This window comes from Serratia sp. (in: enterobacteria) (genome assembly GCF_052400455.1).
In the GTDB taxonomy this organism is placed as follows: domain Bacteria; phylum Pseudomonadota; class Gammaproteobacteria; order Enterobacterales; family Enterobacteriaceae; genus Serratia; species Serratia ureilytica.
Map to the genome: position 1 here is coordinate 184,026 of NZ_CP185812.1, position 14,944 is coordinate 198,969.

Annotated in this window: 15 protein-coding genes; 10 read left to right on the forward strand and 5 right to left on the reverse strand. The window is 61.7% G+C overall.

Annotation, left to right across the window (positions count from 1 at the left end; genetic code table 11):
- The first annotated feature begins 14 nt into the window (after positions 1–14).
- Complete coding sequence (locus ACORQT_RS00830) at positions 15–371, forward strand: DUF2500 domain-containing protein (RefSeq protein WP_033644996.1); 357 nt, start codon at positions 15–17, stop codon at positions 369–371.
- A gap of 3 nt (positions 372–374) precedes the next feature.
- Here the strand turns inward: ACORQT_RS00830 and ACORQT_RS00835 are convergent, their stop codons facing one another.
- Together ACORQT_RS00835 and rsmD are read right to left on the reverse strand one after the other, a co-directional pair.
- Positions 375–647 (reverse strand): DUF1145 family protein, encoded by a 273-nt coding sequence (locus ACORQT_RS00835; RefSeq protein WP_004934327.1) that lies wholly within the window; start codon positions 645–647, stop codon positions 375–377.
- Positions 637–1,257: a 16S rRNA (guanine(966)-N(2))-methyltransferase gene (gene rsmD, locus ACORQT_RS00840; RefSeq protein ID WP_042783457.1), complete on the reverse strand. Its 621-nt coding sequence runs from the start codon at positions 1,255–1,257 to the stop codon at positions 637–639. The genes ACORQT_RS00835 and rsmD overlap by 11 nt, the downstream gene beginning before the upstream one ends.
- 242 nt (positions 1,258–1,499) lie before the next feature.
- Here rsmD and ftsY point away from each other — a divergent pair, with 242 nt between their 5' ends.
- From ftsY to rpoH, 4 genes are all read left to right on the forward strand, one after another.
- Positions 1,500–3,101 carry a signal recognition particle-docking protein FtsY gene (ftsY, locus tag ACORQT_RS00845; RefSeq protein WP_197801881.1) on the forward strand — a complete coding sequence of 534 codons (1,602 nt, stop codon included), beginning with the start codon at positions 1,500–1,502 and terminating at the stop codon, positions 3,099–3,101.
- Between the two features lie 5 nt (positions 3,102–3,106).
- Positions 3,107–3,778, forward strand: coding sequence for a cell division ATP-binding protein FtsE (gene ftsE / locus ACORQT_RS00850; RefSeq protein WP_004934337.1), 672 nt, complete (start codon positions 3,107–3,109; stop codon positions 3,776–3,778).
- The gene (gene ftsX / locus ACORQT_RS00855) at positions 3,768–4,721 is read left to right on the forward strand and encodes a permease-like cell division protein FtsX (RefSeq protein WP_033636680.1); all 954 of its coding nucleotides are present in this window, start codon (positions 3,768–3,770) and stop codon (positions 4,719–4,721) included. The genes ftsE and ftsX overlap by 11 nt, the downstream gene beginning before the upstream one ends.
- Before the next feature lie 317 nt (positions 4,722–5,038).
- Complete coding sequence (gene rpoH / locus ACORQT_RS00860) at positions 5,039–5,896, forward strand: RNA polymerase sigma factor RpoH (protein WP_004934345.1); 858 nt, start codon at positions 5,039–5,041, stop codon at positions 5,894–5,896.
- Between the two features lie 64 nt (positions 5,897–5,960).
- On the opposite strand, the gene ACORQT_RS00865 is transcribed toward rpoH, so the two are convergent.
- The 3 genes from ACORQT_RS00865 to panM are packed head-to-tail and all read right to left on the reverse strand — an operon-like array spanning position 5,961 to position 9,623.
- A complete protein-coding gene (locus ACORQT_RS00865) occupies positions 5,961–7,973 on the reverse strand; it encodes a hypothetical protein (protein WP_424540247.1) in 2,013 nt (670 codons plus the stop codon).
- Positions 7,974–8,016: 43 nt separating this feature from the next.
- Entirely contained in the window at positions 8,017–9,234 is a 1,218-nt protein-coding gene (locus ACORQT_RS00870) for a DUF3142 domain-containing protein (RefSeq protein WP_164057686.1), read from the reverse strand.
- Entirely contained in the window at positions 9,231–9,623 is a 393-nt protein-coding gene (gene panM, locus ACORQT_RS00875; protein WP_004934355.1) for an aspartate 1-decarboxylase autocleavage activator PanM, read from the reverse strand. The genes ACORQT_RS00870 and panM overlap by 4 nt, the downstream gene beginning before the upstream one ends.
- A gap of 405 nt (positions 9,624–10,028) precedes the next feature.
- Between panM and ACORQT_RS00880 the strand changes: the two genes are divergently transcribed.
- The 5 genes from ACORQT_RS00880 to livF all read left to right on the forward strand — a co-directional run bounded on the left by ACORQT_RS00880 (position 10,029) and on the right by livF (position 14,938).
- The gene (locus ACORQT_RS00880) at positions 10,029–11,144 is read left to right on the forward strand and encodes a branched-chain amino acid ABC transporter substrate-binding protein (protein ID WP_025304902.1); all 1,116 of its coding nucleotides are present in this window, start codon (positions 10,029–10,031) and stop codon (positions 11,142–11,144) included.
- A gap of 117 nt (positions 11,145–11,261) precedes the next feature.
- Positions 11,262–12,188 (forward strand): high-affinity branched-chain amino acid ABC transporter permease LivH, encoded by a 927-nt coding sequence (livH, locus tag ACORQT_RS00885; RefSeq protein ID WP_015376290.1) that lies wholly within the window; start codon positions 11,262–11,264, stop codon positions 12,186–12,188.
- Positions 12,185–13,468: a high-affinity branched-chain amino acid ABC transporter permease LivM gene (locus ACORQT_RS00890; RefSeq protein ID WP_042783462.1), complete on the forward strand. Its 1,284-nt coding sequence runs from the start codon at positions 12,185–12,187 to the stop codon at positions 13,466–13,468. Before livH ends, ACORQT_RS00890 begins: the two co-directional genes overlap by 4 nt.
- A complete protein-coding gene (gene livG / locus ACORQT_RS00895; protein WP_042783463.1) occupies positions 13,465–14,232 on the forward strand; it encodes a high-affinity branched-chain amino acid ABC transporter ATP-binding protein LivG in 768 nt (255 codons plus the stop codon). Before ACORQT_RS00890 ends, livG begins: the two co-directional genes overlap by 4 nt.
- Positions 14,233–14,236: 4 nt before the next feature.
- Complete coding sequence (gene livF, locus ACORQT_RS00900; protein WP_015376292.1) at positions 14,237–14,938, forward strand: high-affinity branched-chain amino acid ABC transporter ATP-binding protein LivF; 702 nt, start codon at positions 14,237–14,239, stop codon at positions 14,936–14,938.
- The last annotated feature ends 6 nt before the right edge of the window (positions 14,939–14,944 follow it).

Genomic DNA, 14,944 nt, shown 5'->3' on the forward strand with positions numbered 1-14,944 from the left:
GAAATGGGAAACCGATGAGTAAGCCACCGCTATTTTTTGTCGCCGTCATTGCGTTGATCGCCGTGCTGGCCACGCAACGTTACTTCAAACAGCGCCAGCAGGAGGCGGAAAACGATCGCGCGCCGATGCGCAGTCTGCAGGTGACGGTGAGCGACAAGCGGAGCTTCCCGGTCGCCAAGACCCGTGCGCCGCAGCGCGAGCCGTTGGTCAACGAGCCGATGTATTACGAGGTGGTGTTCAGCCCTAACCAGGGCGGTGAAAACATTACGCTGCGGCTGAAGCAATGGCAGTACAACCCGATAGAAAAAGGCGCGCAGGGCACGTTAAACATGCAGGGCACGCGCTTCGTCTCGTTCACCGTTCAGCCGTAGCGGTCACTTTTTCTTGATGGGCGGCTGTTTCTTTTGCCAGGCCAGCAGCTCGAACACGCCAAAGATAAAGATCTTGGCCTCTTGCCAGTAGCTGATCGGCTGATCCTTCGGCTGGGTGGATTTCAACAGCACCAGCTGCAGGCCGTGCATCACCACCATAAAGAACAGCGCCACGTCGATGAAATACTTCAGCGGCTTGGGAAACGGATGGAACAGGTTAGAGAGCAGGAAGCCCCATACGCACAGCATCAGCAGGCGGCCCAGATTAATCAGCATGGTCGGTTTTCTCTTGCGAACGAAGATAAAGGCGATAAGCCACCTGACCGGCGACCTTCTCCCGGTGCAACTGCCAGCTGGCAGGCACGTCCGCCGCGGCGCTTTCCGCCTCGGCTTCTACATAGATCCAGGCCTCGTCGGCCAGCCAGCCCCGCTGCTCCAGCAACAAGACGGTCTCCGCCAGCAGGCCTTTGCGAAACGGCGGATCGAGGAACACCACGTCGAACGGTTGACCGTCGCCCGCCAGCCAGCTCAGCGCGTTGGTGTTGATAACCACCCCTTTGCCCTGCAGCAGCGCCAGATTTTTTTCCAGCTGCTGCGCCACCGGCCGCTCGAATTCCAGCAGCGTGGCGCTGCCGGCATAGCGCGACAGCGCTTCCAGCCCTAATGCGCCGCTGCCGGCGAAGCAGTCCAGGCAGCGCGCGCCCTGAATCACCGGCGCCAGCCAGTTGAACAGGGTTTCGCGTACCCGATCGGTGGTGGGGCGCAGCCCCGGGCTGTTCGGCACCGGGAGCTTACGGCCGCGCCATTGGCCGCCGATGATGCGGATCTGTCCGGCTGCGGCCTGGGGCGGTTTTTTGGCCGCCGCCCGTGGCGAGAGTCTTGTCATAAGCGTTGTTTGATTTCTTTTGCGGCGCGGGGCCGCAGAGGTTAACGAAAAGTTGTCCCTATTCTACCGGTGACGGGCGTCGGGGGGAACGGTAAAACTTTGTTGTCTGATTTCACACCGGAAAGCATGCCGGATGCGTGTTGCTGCGCGAGGGAAAGTGATAGACTCGGCGGATTATTGTCAGCATATATCCTTCAGGTATGTAGGGTAAGCGAGCCTTCGGTACGGAGTAGAGTCATAACATGGCAAAAGATAAGAAACGTGGGTTTTTCTCCTGGCTGGGCTTTGGCCAGAAGGAAAAGGAAGAAGAGCAACAGCAACCTGAGCAGCCGGTAGAGCAGGCGGAAGCTCAGGCCGCGGAGACGCCGGCTGCACCGGCCGCCGCCAAGCTGGACGACAAGCTCCCCGCCCAGGAATCTGAACCTGCCGCCTCCGTCGACACCCCGGGAGAGTGGGATAACGGTCAGGCCGGCGAGCAAATCGCGGAAAATTTGCCGGCGGCGGCTGAACAGCCGGCGGCGCAAGCGCTGGCCGAAGAGATCGTCAGCGTCACCGAACAGGCGGCGGCGCAACAGCAACCGGTCGTTGAGCCTGAGCCGGTCGTTGAGCCTGAGCCGGTCGTTGAACCTGAGCCGGTCGTCGAGCCTGAGCCGGTCGTTGAGCCTGAGCCGGTCGTTGAACCTGAGCCGGTCGTTGAACCTGAGCCGGTCGTCGAGCCTGAGCCGGTCGTTGAGCCTGAGCCGGTGGTTGAACCCGAGCCGGTGGTTGAACCCGAGCCGGTCGTCGAGCCTGAGCCGGTTGTTGAGCCTGAGCCGGTCGTCGAGCCTGAGCCGGTCGTTGAACCTGAATCCGTGCCGGAAGTGGAAGAAGAACCGCTTGAGCCGGTGGTGCCGGCCGCGGCGCAAGAACAGGAAAGGCCGACCAGAGAAGGCTTCTTCGCCCGCCTGAAACGCAGCCTGCTGAAGACCAAACAAAACCTCGGCTCCGGCTTTATGGGGCTGTTCCGCGGTAAAAAGATCGACGACGATCTGTTCGACGAGCTGGAAGAACAGCTGCTGATCGCTGACGTCGGCGTGGATACCACGCGCAAAATCATCACCTCCCTGACCCAGCACGCCAGCCGCAAGCAGCTGAAAGACGCCGAAGCGCTGTACGGCAAGCTGAAGGAGGAAATGTCCGAAATTCTGGCCAAGGTCGATCAGCCGCTGGATGTCAGCGGGAAAACCCCGTATGTCATCCTGATGGTCGGCGTGAACGGCGTGGGTAAAACCACCACCATCGGCAAGCTGGCGCGTCAATTCCAGGCGGAAGGCAAGTCGGTGATGCTGGCGGCGGGGGATACCTTCCGCGCCGCCGCGGTGGAGCAGCTGCAGGTGTGGGGTGAACGCAACCGCATTCCGGTGGTGGCGCAGCATACCGGCGCGGATTCCGCTTCGGTGATCTTCGATGCGGTGCAGGCCGCCAAGGCGCGCGGCATCGATGTGTTGATCGCCGATACCGCCGGCCGTCTGCAGAACAAATCGCACCTGATGGAAGAGCTGAAGAAGATCGTCCGCGTCATGAAAAAACTGGACGACCAGGCCCCCCATGAGGTTATGCTGACGCTCGATGCCAGCACCGGCCAGAATGCGGTCAGTCAGGCGAAATTATTTAATGAGGCCGTGGGCTTAACCGGCATCACGCTGACTAAACTGGACGGTACCGCCAAGGGCGGGGTGATCTTCGCCATCGCCGATCAGTTCGGTATCCCGATCCGCTATATCGGCGTCGGGGAAGGCATCGAAGATTTGCGGCCGTTTAAGGCTGACGATTTTATTGAGGCACTTTTTGCCCGAGAGGATTAATACGGATGATTCGCTTTGAACAGGTCAGTAAAGCTTATCTGGGCGGACGGCAAGCGCTGCAGGGGGTTGATTTCCATCTGCGCCCGGCGGAGATGGCGTTTCTGACCGGCCATTCCGGCGCGGGGAAAAGTACCCTGCTGAAACTGATTTGCGGTATCGAACGGCCCAGCGCCGGCCACATCTGGTTTGGCGGTCACGACATCAGTCGCTTGAAAAACCGCGAGGTGCCGTTCCTGCGTCGGCAGATCGGCATGATCTTCCAGGATCACCACCTGCTGCTGGATCGCACGGTGTATGACAACGTGGCGATGCCGCTGATCATCGCCGGCGCCAGCACCGAAGATATCCGCCGCCGCGTTTCCGCCGCGCTGGACAAGGTCGGTTTGCTGGATAAAGCGAAAAACTTCCCGATTCAGCTGTCCGGCGGTGAGCAGCAGCGCGTGGGCATCGCCCGTGCGGTGGTGAACAAGCCGGCGGTGCTGCTGGCGGATGAACCGACCGGTAACCTGGATGACGCGCTGTCGGAAGGCATTCTGCGCCTGTTTGAAGAATTCAACCGCGTCGGCGTGACCGTACTGATGGCGACGCACGACACCGGGCTTATCGCCCGCCGCAATTACCGCATCCTGACGCTGAGCCAGGGCCGCATGCAAGGGGGCGCTCACCATGGCCAATAACGCAAAAACCGCCAAGAGCAAGGCGCTGCGCGGCGGCTGGCGCGAACAGTGGCGTTACGCCTGGATGAACGCCATCAAAGACATGCTGCGTCAGCCGTTGGCGACGCTGCTGACGGTGATGGTGATCGCCATTTCCCTGACGCTGCCGAGCGTGTGCTACATCGTGTGGAAAAACGTCAGCACCGCGGCCAGCCAGTGGTATCCAACGCCGCAGCTGACCGTTTATCTGGATAAATCGCTCGATGACGACGCCGCGCTGAAAGTGCTCGACGCCATCAAGGCGGAAGCCGGCGTGGAGAAGGTCAATTACCTGTCGCGTGAAGAAGCGCGCGGCGAGTTCCGCAACTGGTCGGGCTTTGGCGGCGCGCTGGACATGCTGGAAGAGAACCCGCTGCCGGCGGTGGCGATCGTCACGCCGAAGATGAGCTTCCAGAGTTCGGATACCCTCAACACCCTGCGCGATCGCGTAGCGGCGGTGCAGGGCGTGGAAGAAGTGCGTATGGATGACAGCTGGTTTGCCCGCCTGGCGGCGCTGACCGGGCTGGCGGGCCAGATCGCGGCGATCATCGGCGTGCTGATGATCGTGGCGGTGTTCCTGGTGATCGGCAACAGCGTGCGTCTGAGCATCTTCAGCCGCCGCGACACCATCAACGTGATGAAGTTGATCGGTGCTACCGACGGCTTTATCCTGCGGCCGTTCCTCAACGGCGGGGCGATGCTGGGCTTTGCCGGCGCGCTGCTGTCGCTGGTGCTGTCCGGCGCGCTGGTGTGGCAGCTGGAGTCGGTGGTCGCCGGGGTGGCCAAGGTATTCGGCACCACCTTCACCTTGCATGGGCTGGGCTGGGATGAGGCGCTGCTGCTGCTGATCATCTCCGCGATGATCGGCTGGATCGCCGCCTGGCTGGCGACGGTGCAACATTTACGCCGATTTACACCACAGTAAGATTTTTTTGGTATACTCTTCTCCTGCTGCTTTTGATCGCGTTGCGGGAGAAGAGTGACCTCAAGCGAAGTCAGCACCATCCCTCTCTTCTTAGCGCACAAATTCCCTATCGGCCTGCACCCTCGTCACGTATTGTCAGCAACAATGCTTGCAAAAAAGGGTGAACTTTTAGGGCGGAGTACGGTCAAAAATTGCAGCAAATGTTAAGGTGCCCGGCGTGTGGAACCGCTTTTGCTTCAGCAACTGCCGTAGAATCAATCATTTCCCCGCTGTAATAATCACCTGCATGATTTTGTATTCTCATAGAGAGGGTTTGAATGACCAAAGAAATGCAAACTTTAGCCTTAGTACCCCAAGGTAGCTTGGAAGCCTATATCCGGGCAGCCAACGCCTATCCGATGCTGACGGCAGAGGAAGAGCGGGAGCTGGCTGAACGGCTGCATTATCAGGGCGATCTGGATGCCGCTAAGCAGCTCATCCTGTCTCACCTGCGCTTTGTCGCTCATATTGCCCGCAACTATTCAGGCTATGGTCTGCCGCAGGCGGATCTGATTCAGGAAGGCAACATCGGCCTGATGAAAGCCGTTCGCCGCTTCAACCCGGAAGTCGGCGTGCGTCTGGTTTCCTTTGCGGTGCATTGGATTAAGGCGGAAATCCACGAGTACGTATTGCGCAACTGGCGCATCGTGAAAGTGGCGACCACCAAAGCGCAGCGCAAGCTGTTCTTTAACCTGCGCAAAACCAAACAGCGTTTGGGCTGGTTCAACCAGGACGAAGTGGAACTGGTGGCCCGTGAGCTGGGCGTAACCAGCAAAGACGTGCGCGAGATGGAATCGCGCATGGCGGCGCAGGACATGACGTTCGATCCGACTCCGGACGACGAGGCCCGCGATGGCCAGTCGATGGCACCGGTGCTGTACCTGCAGGACAAGAGCTCAGACTTCGCCGAAGGCATCGAGGAAGATAACTGGGAAAGCAACGCCGCAGACAAACTGGCCTATGCGCTGGAAGGTCTGGACGAGCGCAGCCAGCATATCATCCGCGCCCGTTGGCTGGATGACGACAATAAGTCGACGCTGCAGGAGCTGGCCGATCAGTACGGCGTTTCCGCCGAACGCGTGCGCCAGCTCGAAAAGAACGCCATGAAGAAACTGAAAATGGCGATCGAAGCCTGAGTCGATGCGAGATTCGATAAAAAAAGCCCGGCAAGCCGGGCTTTTTAGTGCCTGAAATTCGGCGTTATGGCGCCACGGTAGCGAAGTCCGGCGCCGGGCAGTCGTAGCCGAATTTCGCCGCCCACGGATAACGGGTGCCGGTGTTGATATAGCGCTGATAAAGCGCCCGGCCGGTTTTGGCATCGCGTTTGATAACCCAGCTGGCGGCGTTACACAGCACGGCGGCATAGGCCTGGCTCTTCGGCGGCAGCAGATCGGCCGCCTGTTGCGCCAGCCCCACCGCCTGCCAGCGATAGTGCAGGAAACGGTTGTCTTCCTCCGGTAGCGCTGCCTTGGCGCGCGCCGCTTCGGCGCTGTCGATCCAGCTTTTATGCTTCAGCTCGCGGGTATCGAACGCATCCCCCAGATAGGAATAGCCGGCGCCATAGATGGCGTAATCCGGCGTCATCTCATAGCCGGTAAACTCCAGCCCCTGGGCGCGCAGCAGGTTGGCGGCGCGATAGTAAGCCTGTGCGCGCGCCAGCGGCGCAGCGGATTTGTCCTTGGCGGCCTTCAGCTCGTCGGCGAACTGCTGCGCCGCTTGCCGGTAGTTGGGGATATCGAAGTAGGCCAGCGCCTCCGGCGATCGCCCGGCGCGCATCAGCCGCCGCGCCAGCAGTTCGCGCAGCTGCACCTCCGGCGTGATCTGCTGGCCGCCGTAATCGTCCGGATTAACCGGCTTGAGCGGCGTCGTCGGCGCCGGGGCGTGCTTATCGACAAAGCCTTTCAACTCATCGACGGTCAGCACCCGTTCCGCCACGTCGGCCACGTCGGCCCAGTAGAGCGCTTTGCCGCGATACAGCAGGTCCATCGCCTGCAGATAGTCGCCGCGGTTCAGCGCCAGGATGGCCTGTTCGCCGGCCACCCGGCACTCGGGCACGATGGTTTCCGCGACGAAGTCGGCGTTGCGCTGTTCACCCCAGCTTTCGTCGGCGGGGAACGCGCTTGCCGCCTTGGCGTAGGCGGCGGTGGCGGCTTTCACGTCACCGTCGCGCAGCGCCATTTTGGCGCGCAGCCACCATGCTAGGCCGCTGTCGCCGGCGTTTTTCAGCAGGCTCGCCGCCATCGGGTACTGCCCCGAACGGTAAGCCAGCGCCGCCAGCCGATCGCTGCCGGCGAAGCCGCTTTTCACTGAGCCGTCCAGCAGCGTCAGGATCTGGTTGATGATTTGCGCGGAGCGGCCGTTGCCGTCGGTATCCGCCATTTGCAGGTTGCCGCTGCGGGCGAACAGCTCAATGGTCACCAGCTGCTGGATCAACGGATCGCCGATAATCCGTTTCAGCGTGTCCAAATGGTCGGGGTTGACCAGGAAGCTGGAGACGTACTGCAGCGACTGCCCGCCGCTCGGATCGCCCTGCGCCGCCTGTTGCGCGTACAGATGGGCGGCGGGGGCGACGTCACCCAGCCACAGGTGGATGCGCGCCTGCTGCCCAAGGCTGCTCAGCGCCAACTGATCGGGATCGGCGGCGCCGCTTTTCACCCGGTCGATCACCTGCTGGAATGCCGTCAGCGCCTGTTCAAGCGCGGCTTTTGGCGGGTGCTCGGCGGCGGGGGCCGCTTCACCGGATTCGTTTACCGGCGTCCTGTGGTCAGCCATCAGTACGCGGCCAAGCGAATACTGCGCCCGCAGTCCCCAGTCGCCCTGCTCGGCGGCCGGTAGCTTCAGCACCTGTTGGAAATAGTCTGCGGCGCGCGGATCGTGGCTGGCGAAAGCCACGGCGCCCAGTTGATAGAGACGCGCGGCGTTGGACAACCCCTGCGTATTGACGGCGTCAGCCTCTTCCACCGTTTTGGCGGCGCGCATTTTGCCTATCGCTATCGTTTCCGGCGATTGCGGCATCGGTTTCGGCGGCATCGGCGGCGGCGGGGCTTGCCAGTGCGGCAACTGTTTATCCATCGGCACCAGCCGGCCGGCTTCGAAGGCGAAATTGCCCTCCGGCATATACAGCAGGGTGCCGTTGCGATCGATCAGCAGCCGGTTAGGAAAATCCGGGCCGCAGGCATAGCCGCCCAGCGGCAGTGCGGCGCCGATCAGCATGGCCAGCGGAAGAAGGCGGCGGGTGTTCCGTGCCGCGCGCGAATCAAGGTGTGACAAGGGTGCCTCCTGGCGTCAGTTGTTGGCAGCGCAGCCAGCCCAGCGGCCGGGATTGCCCGGCGCGCAGCTGGTCGCTGCTGATGCGAATAAAGCGTTGCCGTTGCGGTGCGGATTCCAGCCGGTAGTTGCCGACCGCGTCCGCCGCCAGGCAGTCGTCGGCGCGGATGACCACCTCTTGCGGCAGCGGGGCGTCCACCGGCCCGTTGTTATGAATTATCAGATCATACAGCCCGTTTTGCTGCGGCTGAGGCCTAAATTTTACCTGCCAGTCGACATTCAGCGGCCGCCGTTCGATCACCGCTCGTAGCGTGGCGAGCGACCAGGCGCGCCGATCGTCCGCCAGCGGCAGTCGGAACCAAATCACGCCGCGCAGCCGGGACGGCGTTTGCTGCGCCAGCGTTTGCAGAAAATCGGCGATCTGCTGCGGCGCGACCGTCAGTTCGCGGCCGTTGCCGGCCACGCGCAGCGAGGATTCGCTCTCCACCTGCGCGCCTTGCGCATCAAACCCCAGCAGCGCCATGCCATAGGCCGGCAGCGCGACGCGAAACGGTTTCGGTGTGACGGCGGCGTACTGCCGCACCCAGCGCAGCGCCAAGGGGCCGTCAAACAGCCCCTGCTGCGGTGAGAGCACCGCATGCACTTGCAGAACGGAACTGTCGGCCTGTTGCAGTACGCCGGGCAAGTTGGGCGAGCCGATCCAGGCCGGCAGGGCGGTGATGCCGAGTTGCAAAGCGGCGGGCAGCCGTTGGCGCAGCCGCTGTAGAAAGCGTTGGTAGTCCGGCAGGCGAGCCGTGGCGGCATCATGATCGATCTCGACGCCGGTGACGGGCAGCCCGGCCGCCTGCCAGCGCTGGGTGATCGCCAGCAGACGCTGGATAATGGCTTCTTGGTCCAGCTGCGGCAGCTGGCCGTCGAGGCGCGCTACCAGCCAGAGCGGGCGGCCGTCCTGCTTCAGCAGGCTGAGATCGGCCGGGATTTCCCGCCAGCTCTCGCGTGGATGCACCTGCAGCGCCAGCACCCGCAGCCCGGCGAACAGATCGCGGCTGTGCGCCAGCGCATCGGCGTGTTGCGGCGTCCAAACCCGCTGCCAAACGTAAACCTGCTGATCCCAACCTGAGACCTGGCGCAGCGCCTGCTGACGCCCGGCGAACCAGGCCGCCAACCCCAGCGCAATCAAAACCAGCGCCGCCGGCAGACGCTTCATTTTTGCCAGAGATCGCCCTGCGGCGCGAAGCCGCAGGCGCGCATGAAGTTATCGACTTCCCCACGTTCGCGCGGCGCCAGACCGGCGGTCGACAGCTGCCAATGGGCGACCTGCGGCAGCTGACGCTGTGCATCTTGCACCAGGTAAAGACCGACGCCGCGGCGGCGCGTCACTTCGCGTACCAGCAGATCCTGCAGTTCGGCGCGGTCGTCCTGCAGCGCAATTTTCACCGCGCCCAGCAGACGCTCGTTGAAGCGGGCGGCGAACAGCGCCTTGCCGCCGCTCAGCCAGCTCTGCCACTGTTCCGGCTGCTGGTGCGGCCAAATTTTACCGAGGTCGATAAGGTCTTGCGGGGACAGCGCGGTCAGGCGCTCGATGGTCAGTTTCATGCAGAATTTCCGCGCAGTTAAATGATGCCGACAGTGTAATAGATCTTGTGCAGAGCGTTGTGTAAGTTTTTCTGTACGATTACTGTGCAATATGTTTTTTGCACGGGGCATTTTCCGAGTAAATAGTTAGTAAACGGATTGTTAACCAGCACAACGCGCTACGCCTCAAGGTAAACAGCGCAGATTTAATTCGAATTTTATCCTGTTTACACCGCTTGTTTCTGCCGGATGAAGTTGATTTGCAGCAGAAAATTCCTGTTTAATGGTATGAAAAATAAAGTCTTATTAGAAAATAATGCCAACAAAACGCCTAAATCATTATTACTTATAACAAAAGCGGTCAATAACGATCGGGCGCAGGCAAACACAACAGGTACGTTCACAACGACAGATGGGGATTTGCGGATGAAATTAACAACAGGTAAGGCACTGCTGGCGGGTTGTATTGCGATGGCCATGAGCCAGGCGGCCATGGCGAAAGACATCAAGGTGGCGATCGTCGGGGCAATGTCCGGCCCGGTCGCGCAGTATGGCGACATGGAATTTACCGGCGCGCGCCAGGCGATTGCCGACATTAATGCCAAGGGCGGCATCAAGGGCGACAAGCTGGTCGGCGTGGAATACGACGACGCCTGCGACCCGAAACAGGCGGTTGCGGTCGCCAACAAGGTGATCAACGACGGCATTCGCTACGTGATCGGCCACCTGTGCTCCTCTTCCACCCAGCCGGCGTCCGATATCTATGAAGACGAAGGGGTGATCATGATTACCCCGGCGGCCACCAACGCCGATCTGACCACCCGCGGCTACAAGATGATCCTGCGCACCACCGGTCTGGATTCGGATCAGGGCCCGACCGCCGCCAAATACATTCTCAGCGACATCAAGCCGAAGCGCATCGCCGTGGTGCACGACAAGCAGCAATACGGCGAAGGCCTGGCGCGCTCGGTGCGCGACAGCCTGAAAAAACAGGGCACCGAAGTGGCGATGTTCGAAGGCATCACCGCCGGCGACAAAGACTTCTCCACCCTGGTGGCGCGCCTGAAGAAAGAGAATATCGACTTCGTGTACTTCGGCGGTTACTACCCGGAAATGGGCCAGATCCTGCGTCAGGCCAAGCAGGCCGGGTTGACCACCCGCTTCATGGGGCCGGAAGGCGTGGGCAACTCCTCACTGTCCAACATCGCCGGCGCCGCTTCGGAAGGCATGCTGGTGACGCTGCCGAAACGCTACGATCAGGTGCCTGCCAACCAGCCGATCGTCGATGCGTTGAAAGCCAAGAAGCTGGATCCGACCGGCCCGTTCGTCTGGACCACCTATGCCGCGCTGCAGTCGCTGACCACCGGCATGGAGCGCAGCGGCAGTCAGGAACCGGCGGACATCGTCAAGGATCTGAAAACCGGCAAGCCGGTGGAGACCGTGATGGGGCCGCTGACCTGGGATGACAAGGGCGACCTGAAAGGCTTCGAGTTCGGCGTGTTCGAATGGCATGCCAACGGCACGTCCACACCGATCAAATAAGCCATAATGATTAGGGTGGGGCGCAGCCCGCTGCGCCCGGCGGGTCGGCTTGTCGGCCCCGTCTCCCTTTACCCGCCGGTTCTCCGTCGGCGGGTTTCGCAGCCAAGGGTTCAGAGTATGTCAGAGCAGCTCCTCTATTTTCTGCAGCAGATGTTCAACGGCTTAACGTTGGGCAGCACCTATGCATTGATCGCCATCGGTTACACCATGGTTTACGGCATCATCGGCATGATCAACTTCGCCCACGGCGAGGTGTACATGATCGGCAGCTATGTCTCCTTTATCGTTATCGCCGCCCTGATGATGCTCGGCATCGACGTCGGCTGGCTGCTGATCGGCGCCGCGTTCCTGGTCTCTATTGTCATCGCCAGCGCCTACGGCTGGAGCATCGAGCGGGTGGCCTACAAGCCGGTGCGCAACTCCAAGCGCCTGATTGCGCTGATCTCGGCCATCGGCATGTCGATATTCCTGCAAAACTACGTCAGCCTGACGCAGGGCTCACGCGATCTGGCGCTGCCCAGCCTGGTCACCGGCCAGTGGGTGCTGGGGGAAAGCAACGGCTTCGCCGCCACCATCAGCACCATGCAGCTGACCATCTGGCTCGTGACCTTCCTGGCGATGCTGGCGCTGACGCTGTTTATCCGCTATTCGCGCATGGGCCGTGCCTGCCGCGCCTGTGCGGAAGATCTGAAGATGGCCAGCCTGCTGGGCATCAACACGGACCGGGTGATCTCGCTGACCTTCGTCATCGGTGCGGTGATGGCGGCGGTGGCCGGGGTGTTGCTCGGCCAGTTCTACGGCGTCATCAACCCTTACATCGGCTTTATGGCCGGTATGAAAGCCTTCACCGCCGCGGTTCTGGGCGGCATCGGCAGCATTCCGGGCGCGATGATCGGCGGCCTGGTGCTGGGCGTGGCGGAAGCGCTGACCTCCGCCTACCTGAGCACCGAATACAAAGACGTGGTGTCGTTCGCGCTGCTGATCGTGGTGCTGCTGATCATGCCGACCGGCATCCTCGGGCGTCCGGAGGTTGAGAAAGTATGAAACTCAATCTGCTCAATGCGCTGATCGCCACGGCGGTGCTGTTCGTGATGGCGTCGTTCCTGATGGGCATGCAGCTGAGCCTGGACGGCACCAAACTGGTGGTGCACGGCGCGGCGGAAGTGCGCTGGATGTGGATCGGCATCGGCTGCGTCATCGTCTTTTTCTTCCAGCTGTTGCGCCCGCTGCTGCAGCAGGGCCTGAAAAAGGTCTCCGGCCCGGCGTTCGTGCTGCCGAGCTTCGACGGCACCACGCCGCGGCAAAAGCTGCTGGCGGCTCTGCTGCTCGTCGCGGCGGTCGCCTGGCCGTTCCTGGTGTCGCGCGGCACGGTGGATATCGCCACCCTGACGCTGATCTACGTGATGCTGGGCCTCGGCCTCAACGTGGTGGTGGGCCTGTCCGGTCTGCTGGTGCTCGGCTACGGCGGTTTCTACGCCATCGGCGCCTACACCTATGCGCTGCTGAATCATTATTACGGCCTCGGCTTTTGGGAGAGCCTGCCGCTGGCGGGTATCGTCACCGCCGCCTTCGGCTTCCTGCTCGGTTTCCCGGTGCTGCGGCTGCGCGGCGACTATCTGGCGATCGTGACGCTCGGCTTCGGTGAGATCGTGCGCATTCTGCTGCTGAACAATACCGAGATCACCGGCGGGCCGAACGGCATCAGCCAGATCCCGAAACCGACCTTCTTCGGCCTGGAGTTTAACCGCAGTGTGCGCGACGGCGGCTGGGATACCTTCCATAACGTCTTCGGCCTGAAATACGATCCGAGCGATCGCATCGTATTTTTGTACCTGGTGGCGTTGCTGCTGGTGGTGCTGACGCTGTTCGTCATCAACCGCCTGCTGCGCATGCCGCTCGGGCGCGCCTGGGAAGCGCTGCGCGAAGACGAGATCGCCTGCCGCTCGCTGGGCCTCAGCCCGACGCGCATCAAGCTGACCGCCTTTACCATCAGCGCCGCGTTCGCCGGGTTTGCCGGCACGCTGTTTGCCGCGCGCCAGGGTTTCGTCAGCCCGGAATCCTTCACCTTCGTCGAGTCGGCCTTCGTGTTGGCGATCGTCGTACTGGGGGGCATGGGATCGCAGTTCGCGGTCATTCTGGCGGCGATCCTGCTGGTGGTTTCGCGCGAGCTGATGCGCGATCTGAATGAATACAGCATGCTGCTGCTGGGGGCGCTGATGGTGCTGATGATGATTTGGCGGCCGCAGGGGCTGTTGCCGATGAAGCGGCCGCAGCTGAAGCTGCAGGCGGCGGACATTCACGCGGGCAAGGGGGAACAGGCATGAGCGTTCAACCTTTACTGCAGGTGGAAGGCCTGTCGATGCGTTTTGGCGGGCTGCTGGCGGTCAACAATGTCGCGTTGACGCTCAATGAAGGCGAAATTGTCTCGCTGATCGGCCCCAACGGCGCCGGTAAAACCACGGTGTTTAACTGCCTGACCGGTTTCTACCGCCCGAGCGGCGGCACCATCAAATTGCGCGATTGCCATCTGGAGGGGCTGGCGGGGCAGGCCATCGCCCGTATGGGCGTAGTGCGCACCTTCCAGCATGTGCGGCTGTTCCGTGAAATGACGGTGATTGAGAACCTGTTGGTGGCGCAGCATCAGCACCTGAAAAGCGGCGTGTTCGCCGGGCTGCTGAAAACCCCGGCCTTCCGCCGTGCCGAAGCCGAGGCGCTGGCGCGCGCAGCGGAGTGGCTGGAGCGCGTCGGCCTGCTATCGATGGCCAACCGTTCGGCGGGCAACCTGGCCTACGGGCAGCAGCGTCGGCTGGAGATCGCCCGCTGCATGGTGACCCGGCCGGAGCTGCTGATGCTGGACGAACCGGCCGCCGGTCTGAACCCGAAAGAGACCGACGAGCTGGATCATCTGATCGTCGAGCTGCGCGATCGGCATAAGGTCTCGGTGTTGCTGATCGAGCACGACATGAAGCTGGTGATGGGCATCTCCGATCGCATTTACGTGGTGAATCAGGGCACGCCGCTGGCGCAGGGCACACCGGCGGAGATCCGCAACAACCCGGACGTGATCCGGGCTTATTTGGGCGAATAATAATATGTTGTCATTCAATCAGGTATCCGCTCATTACGGCAAAATTCAGGCGCTGCATCAGGTCAGTCTCACGATTAGTCAGGGCGAAATCGTGACGTTAATCGGCGCCAACGGCGCCGGTAAAACCACGCTGCTCGGCACCCTGTGCGGCGAACCGCGCGCCAGCGAAGGCAGCATTGTCTTCCAGGGGCAGGACATCACCCAGTGGCAAACCTCGCGCATCATGCGCGAAGCGGTGGCGATCGTGCCGGAAGGGCGGCGAGTCTTCTCGCGCATGACGGTGGAAGAAAACCTGGCGATGGGCGGCTTCTTCGCCGATCGTCACCAATATCAGCAGCGCATCGAACGGGTGTTCACGCTGTTCCCGCGCCTGCTGGAGCGCCGAAGCCAGCGTGCCGGCACCATGTCCGGCGGCGAACAGCAGATGTTGGCCATCGGCCGCGCGCTGATGAGCCAGCCGAAGCTGCTGCTGCTCGACGAACCTTCGCTTGGGCTGGCGCCCATCATCATCCAGCAGATTTTCGACATCATTCAGCAGCTGCGGGAAGAGGGCATGACCATCTTTCTGGTGGAGCAAAACGCCAATCAGGCGCTGAAATTGGCGGACCGCGGTTATGTGCTGGAAAACGGCCGCGTGGTGTTGGAAGATACGGGGGCTGCATTGTTAGCCAACGAAGCAGTGAGGTCGGCGTATCTGGGCGGTTAATCCGCC

What these genes read in the sequence shown, in the direction of transcription:
- ACORQT_RS00830 (WP_033644996.1), top strand. Translation starts at nt 15, where the DNA reads ATGAGTAAGCCACCGCTATTTTTTGTCGCCGTCATTGCGTTGATCGCC.
- ACORQT_RS00835 (WP_004934327.1), bottom strand. Translation starts at nt 647, where the DNA reads ATGCTGATTAATCTGGGCCGCCTGCTGATGCTGTGCGTATGGGGCTTC.
- rsmD (WP_042783457.1), bottom strand. Translation starts at nt 1,257, where the DNA reads ATGACAAGACTCTCGCCACGGGCGGCGGCCAAAAAACCGCCCCAGGCC.
- ftsY (WP_197801881.1), top strand. Translation starts at nt 1,500, where the DNA reads ATGGCAAAAGATAAGAAACGTGGGTTTTTCTCCTGGCTGGGCTTTGGC.
- ftsE (WP_004934337.1), top strand. Translation starts at nt 3,107, where the DNA reads ATGATTCGCTTTGAACAGGTCAGTAAAGCTTATCTGGGCGGACGGCAA.
- ftsX (WP_033636680.1), top strand. Translation starts at nt 3,768, where the DNA reads ATGGCCAATAACGCAAAAACCGCCAAGAGCAAGGCGCTGCGCGGCGGC.
- rpoH (WP_004934345.1), top strand. Translation starts at nt 5,039, where the DNA reads ATGACCAAAGAAATGCAAACTTTAGCCTTAGTACCCCAAGGTAGCTTG.
- ACORQT_RS00865 (WP_424540247.1), bottom strand. Translation starts at nt 7,973, where the DNA reads ATGCTGATCGGCGCCGCACTGCCGCTGGGCGGCTATGCCTGCGGCCCG.
- ACORQT_RS00870 (WP_164057686.1), bottom strand. Translation starts at nt 9,234, where the DNA reads ATGAAGCGTCTGCCGGCGGCGCTGGTTTTGATTGCGCTGGGGTTGGCG.
- panM (WP_004934355.1), bottom strand. Translation starts at nt 9,623, where the DNA reads ATGAAACTGACCATCGAGCGCCTGACCGCGCTGTCCCCGCAAGACCTT.
- ACORQT_RS00880 (WP_025304902.1), top strand. Translation starts at nt 10,029, where the DNA reads ATGAAATTAACAACAGGTAAGGCACTGCTGGCGGGTTGTATTGCGATG.
- livH (WP_015376290.1), top strand. Translation starts at nt 11,262, where the DNA reads ATGTCAGAGCAGCTCCTCTATTTTCTGCAGCAGATGTTCAACGGCTTA.
- ACORQT_RS00890 (WP_042783462.1), top strand. Translation starts at nt 12,185, where the DNA reads ATGAAACTCAATCTGCTCAATGCGCTGATCGCCACGGCGGTGCTGTTC.
- livG (WP_042783463.1), top strand. Translation starts at nt 13,465, where the DNA reads ATGAGCGTTCAACCTTTACTGCAGGTGGAAGGCCTGTCGATGCGTTTT.
- livF (WP_015376292.1), top strand. Translation starts at nt 14,237, where the DNA reads ATGTTGTCATTCAATCAGGTATCCGCTCATTACGGCAAAATTCAGGCG.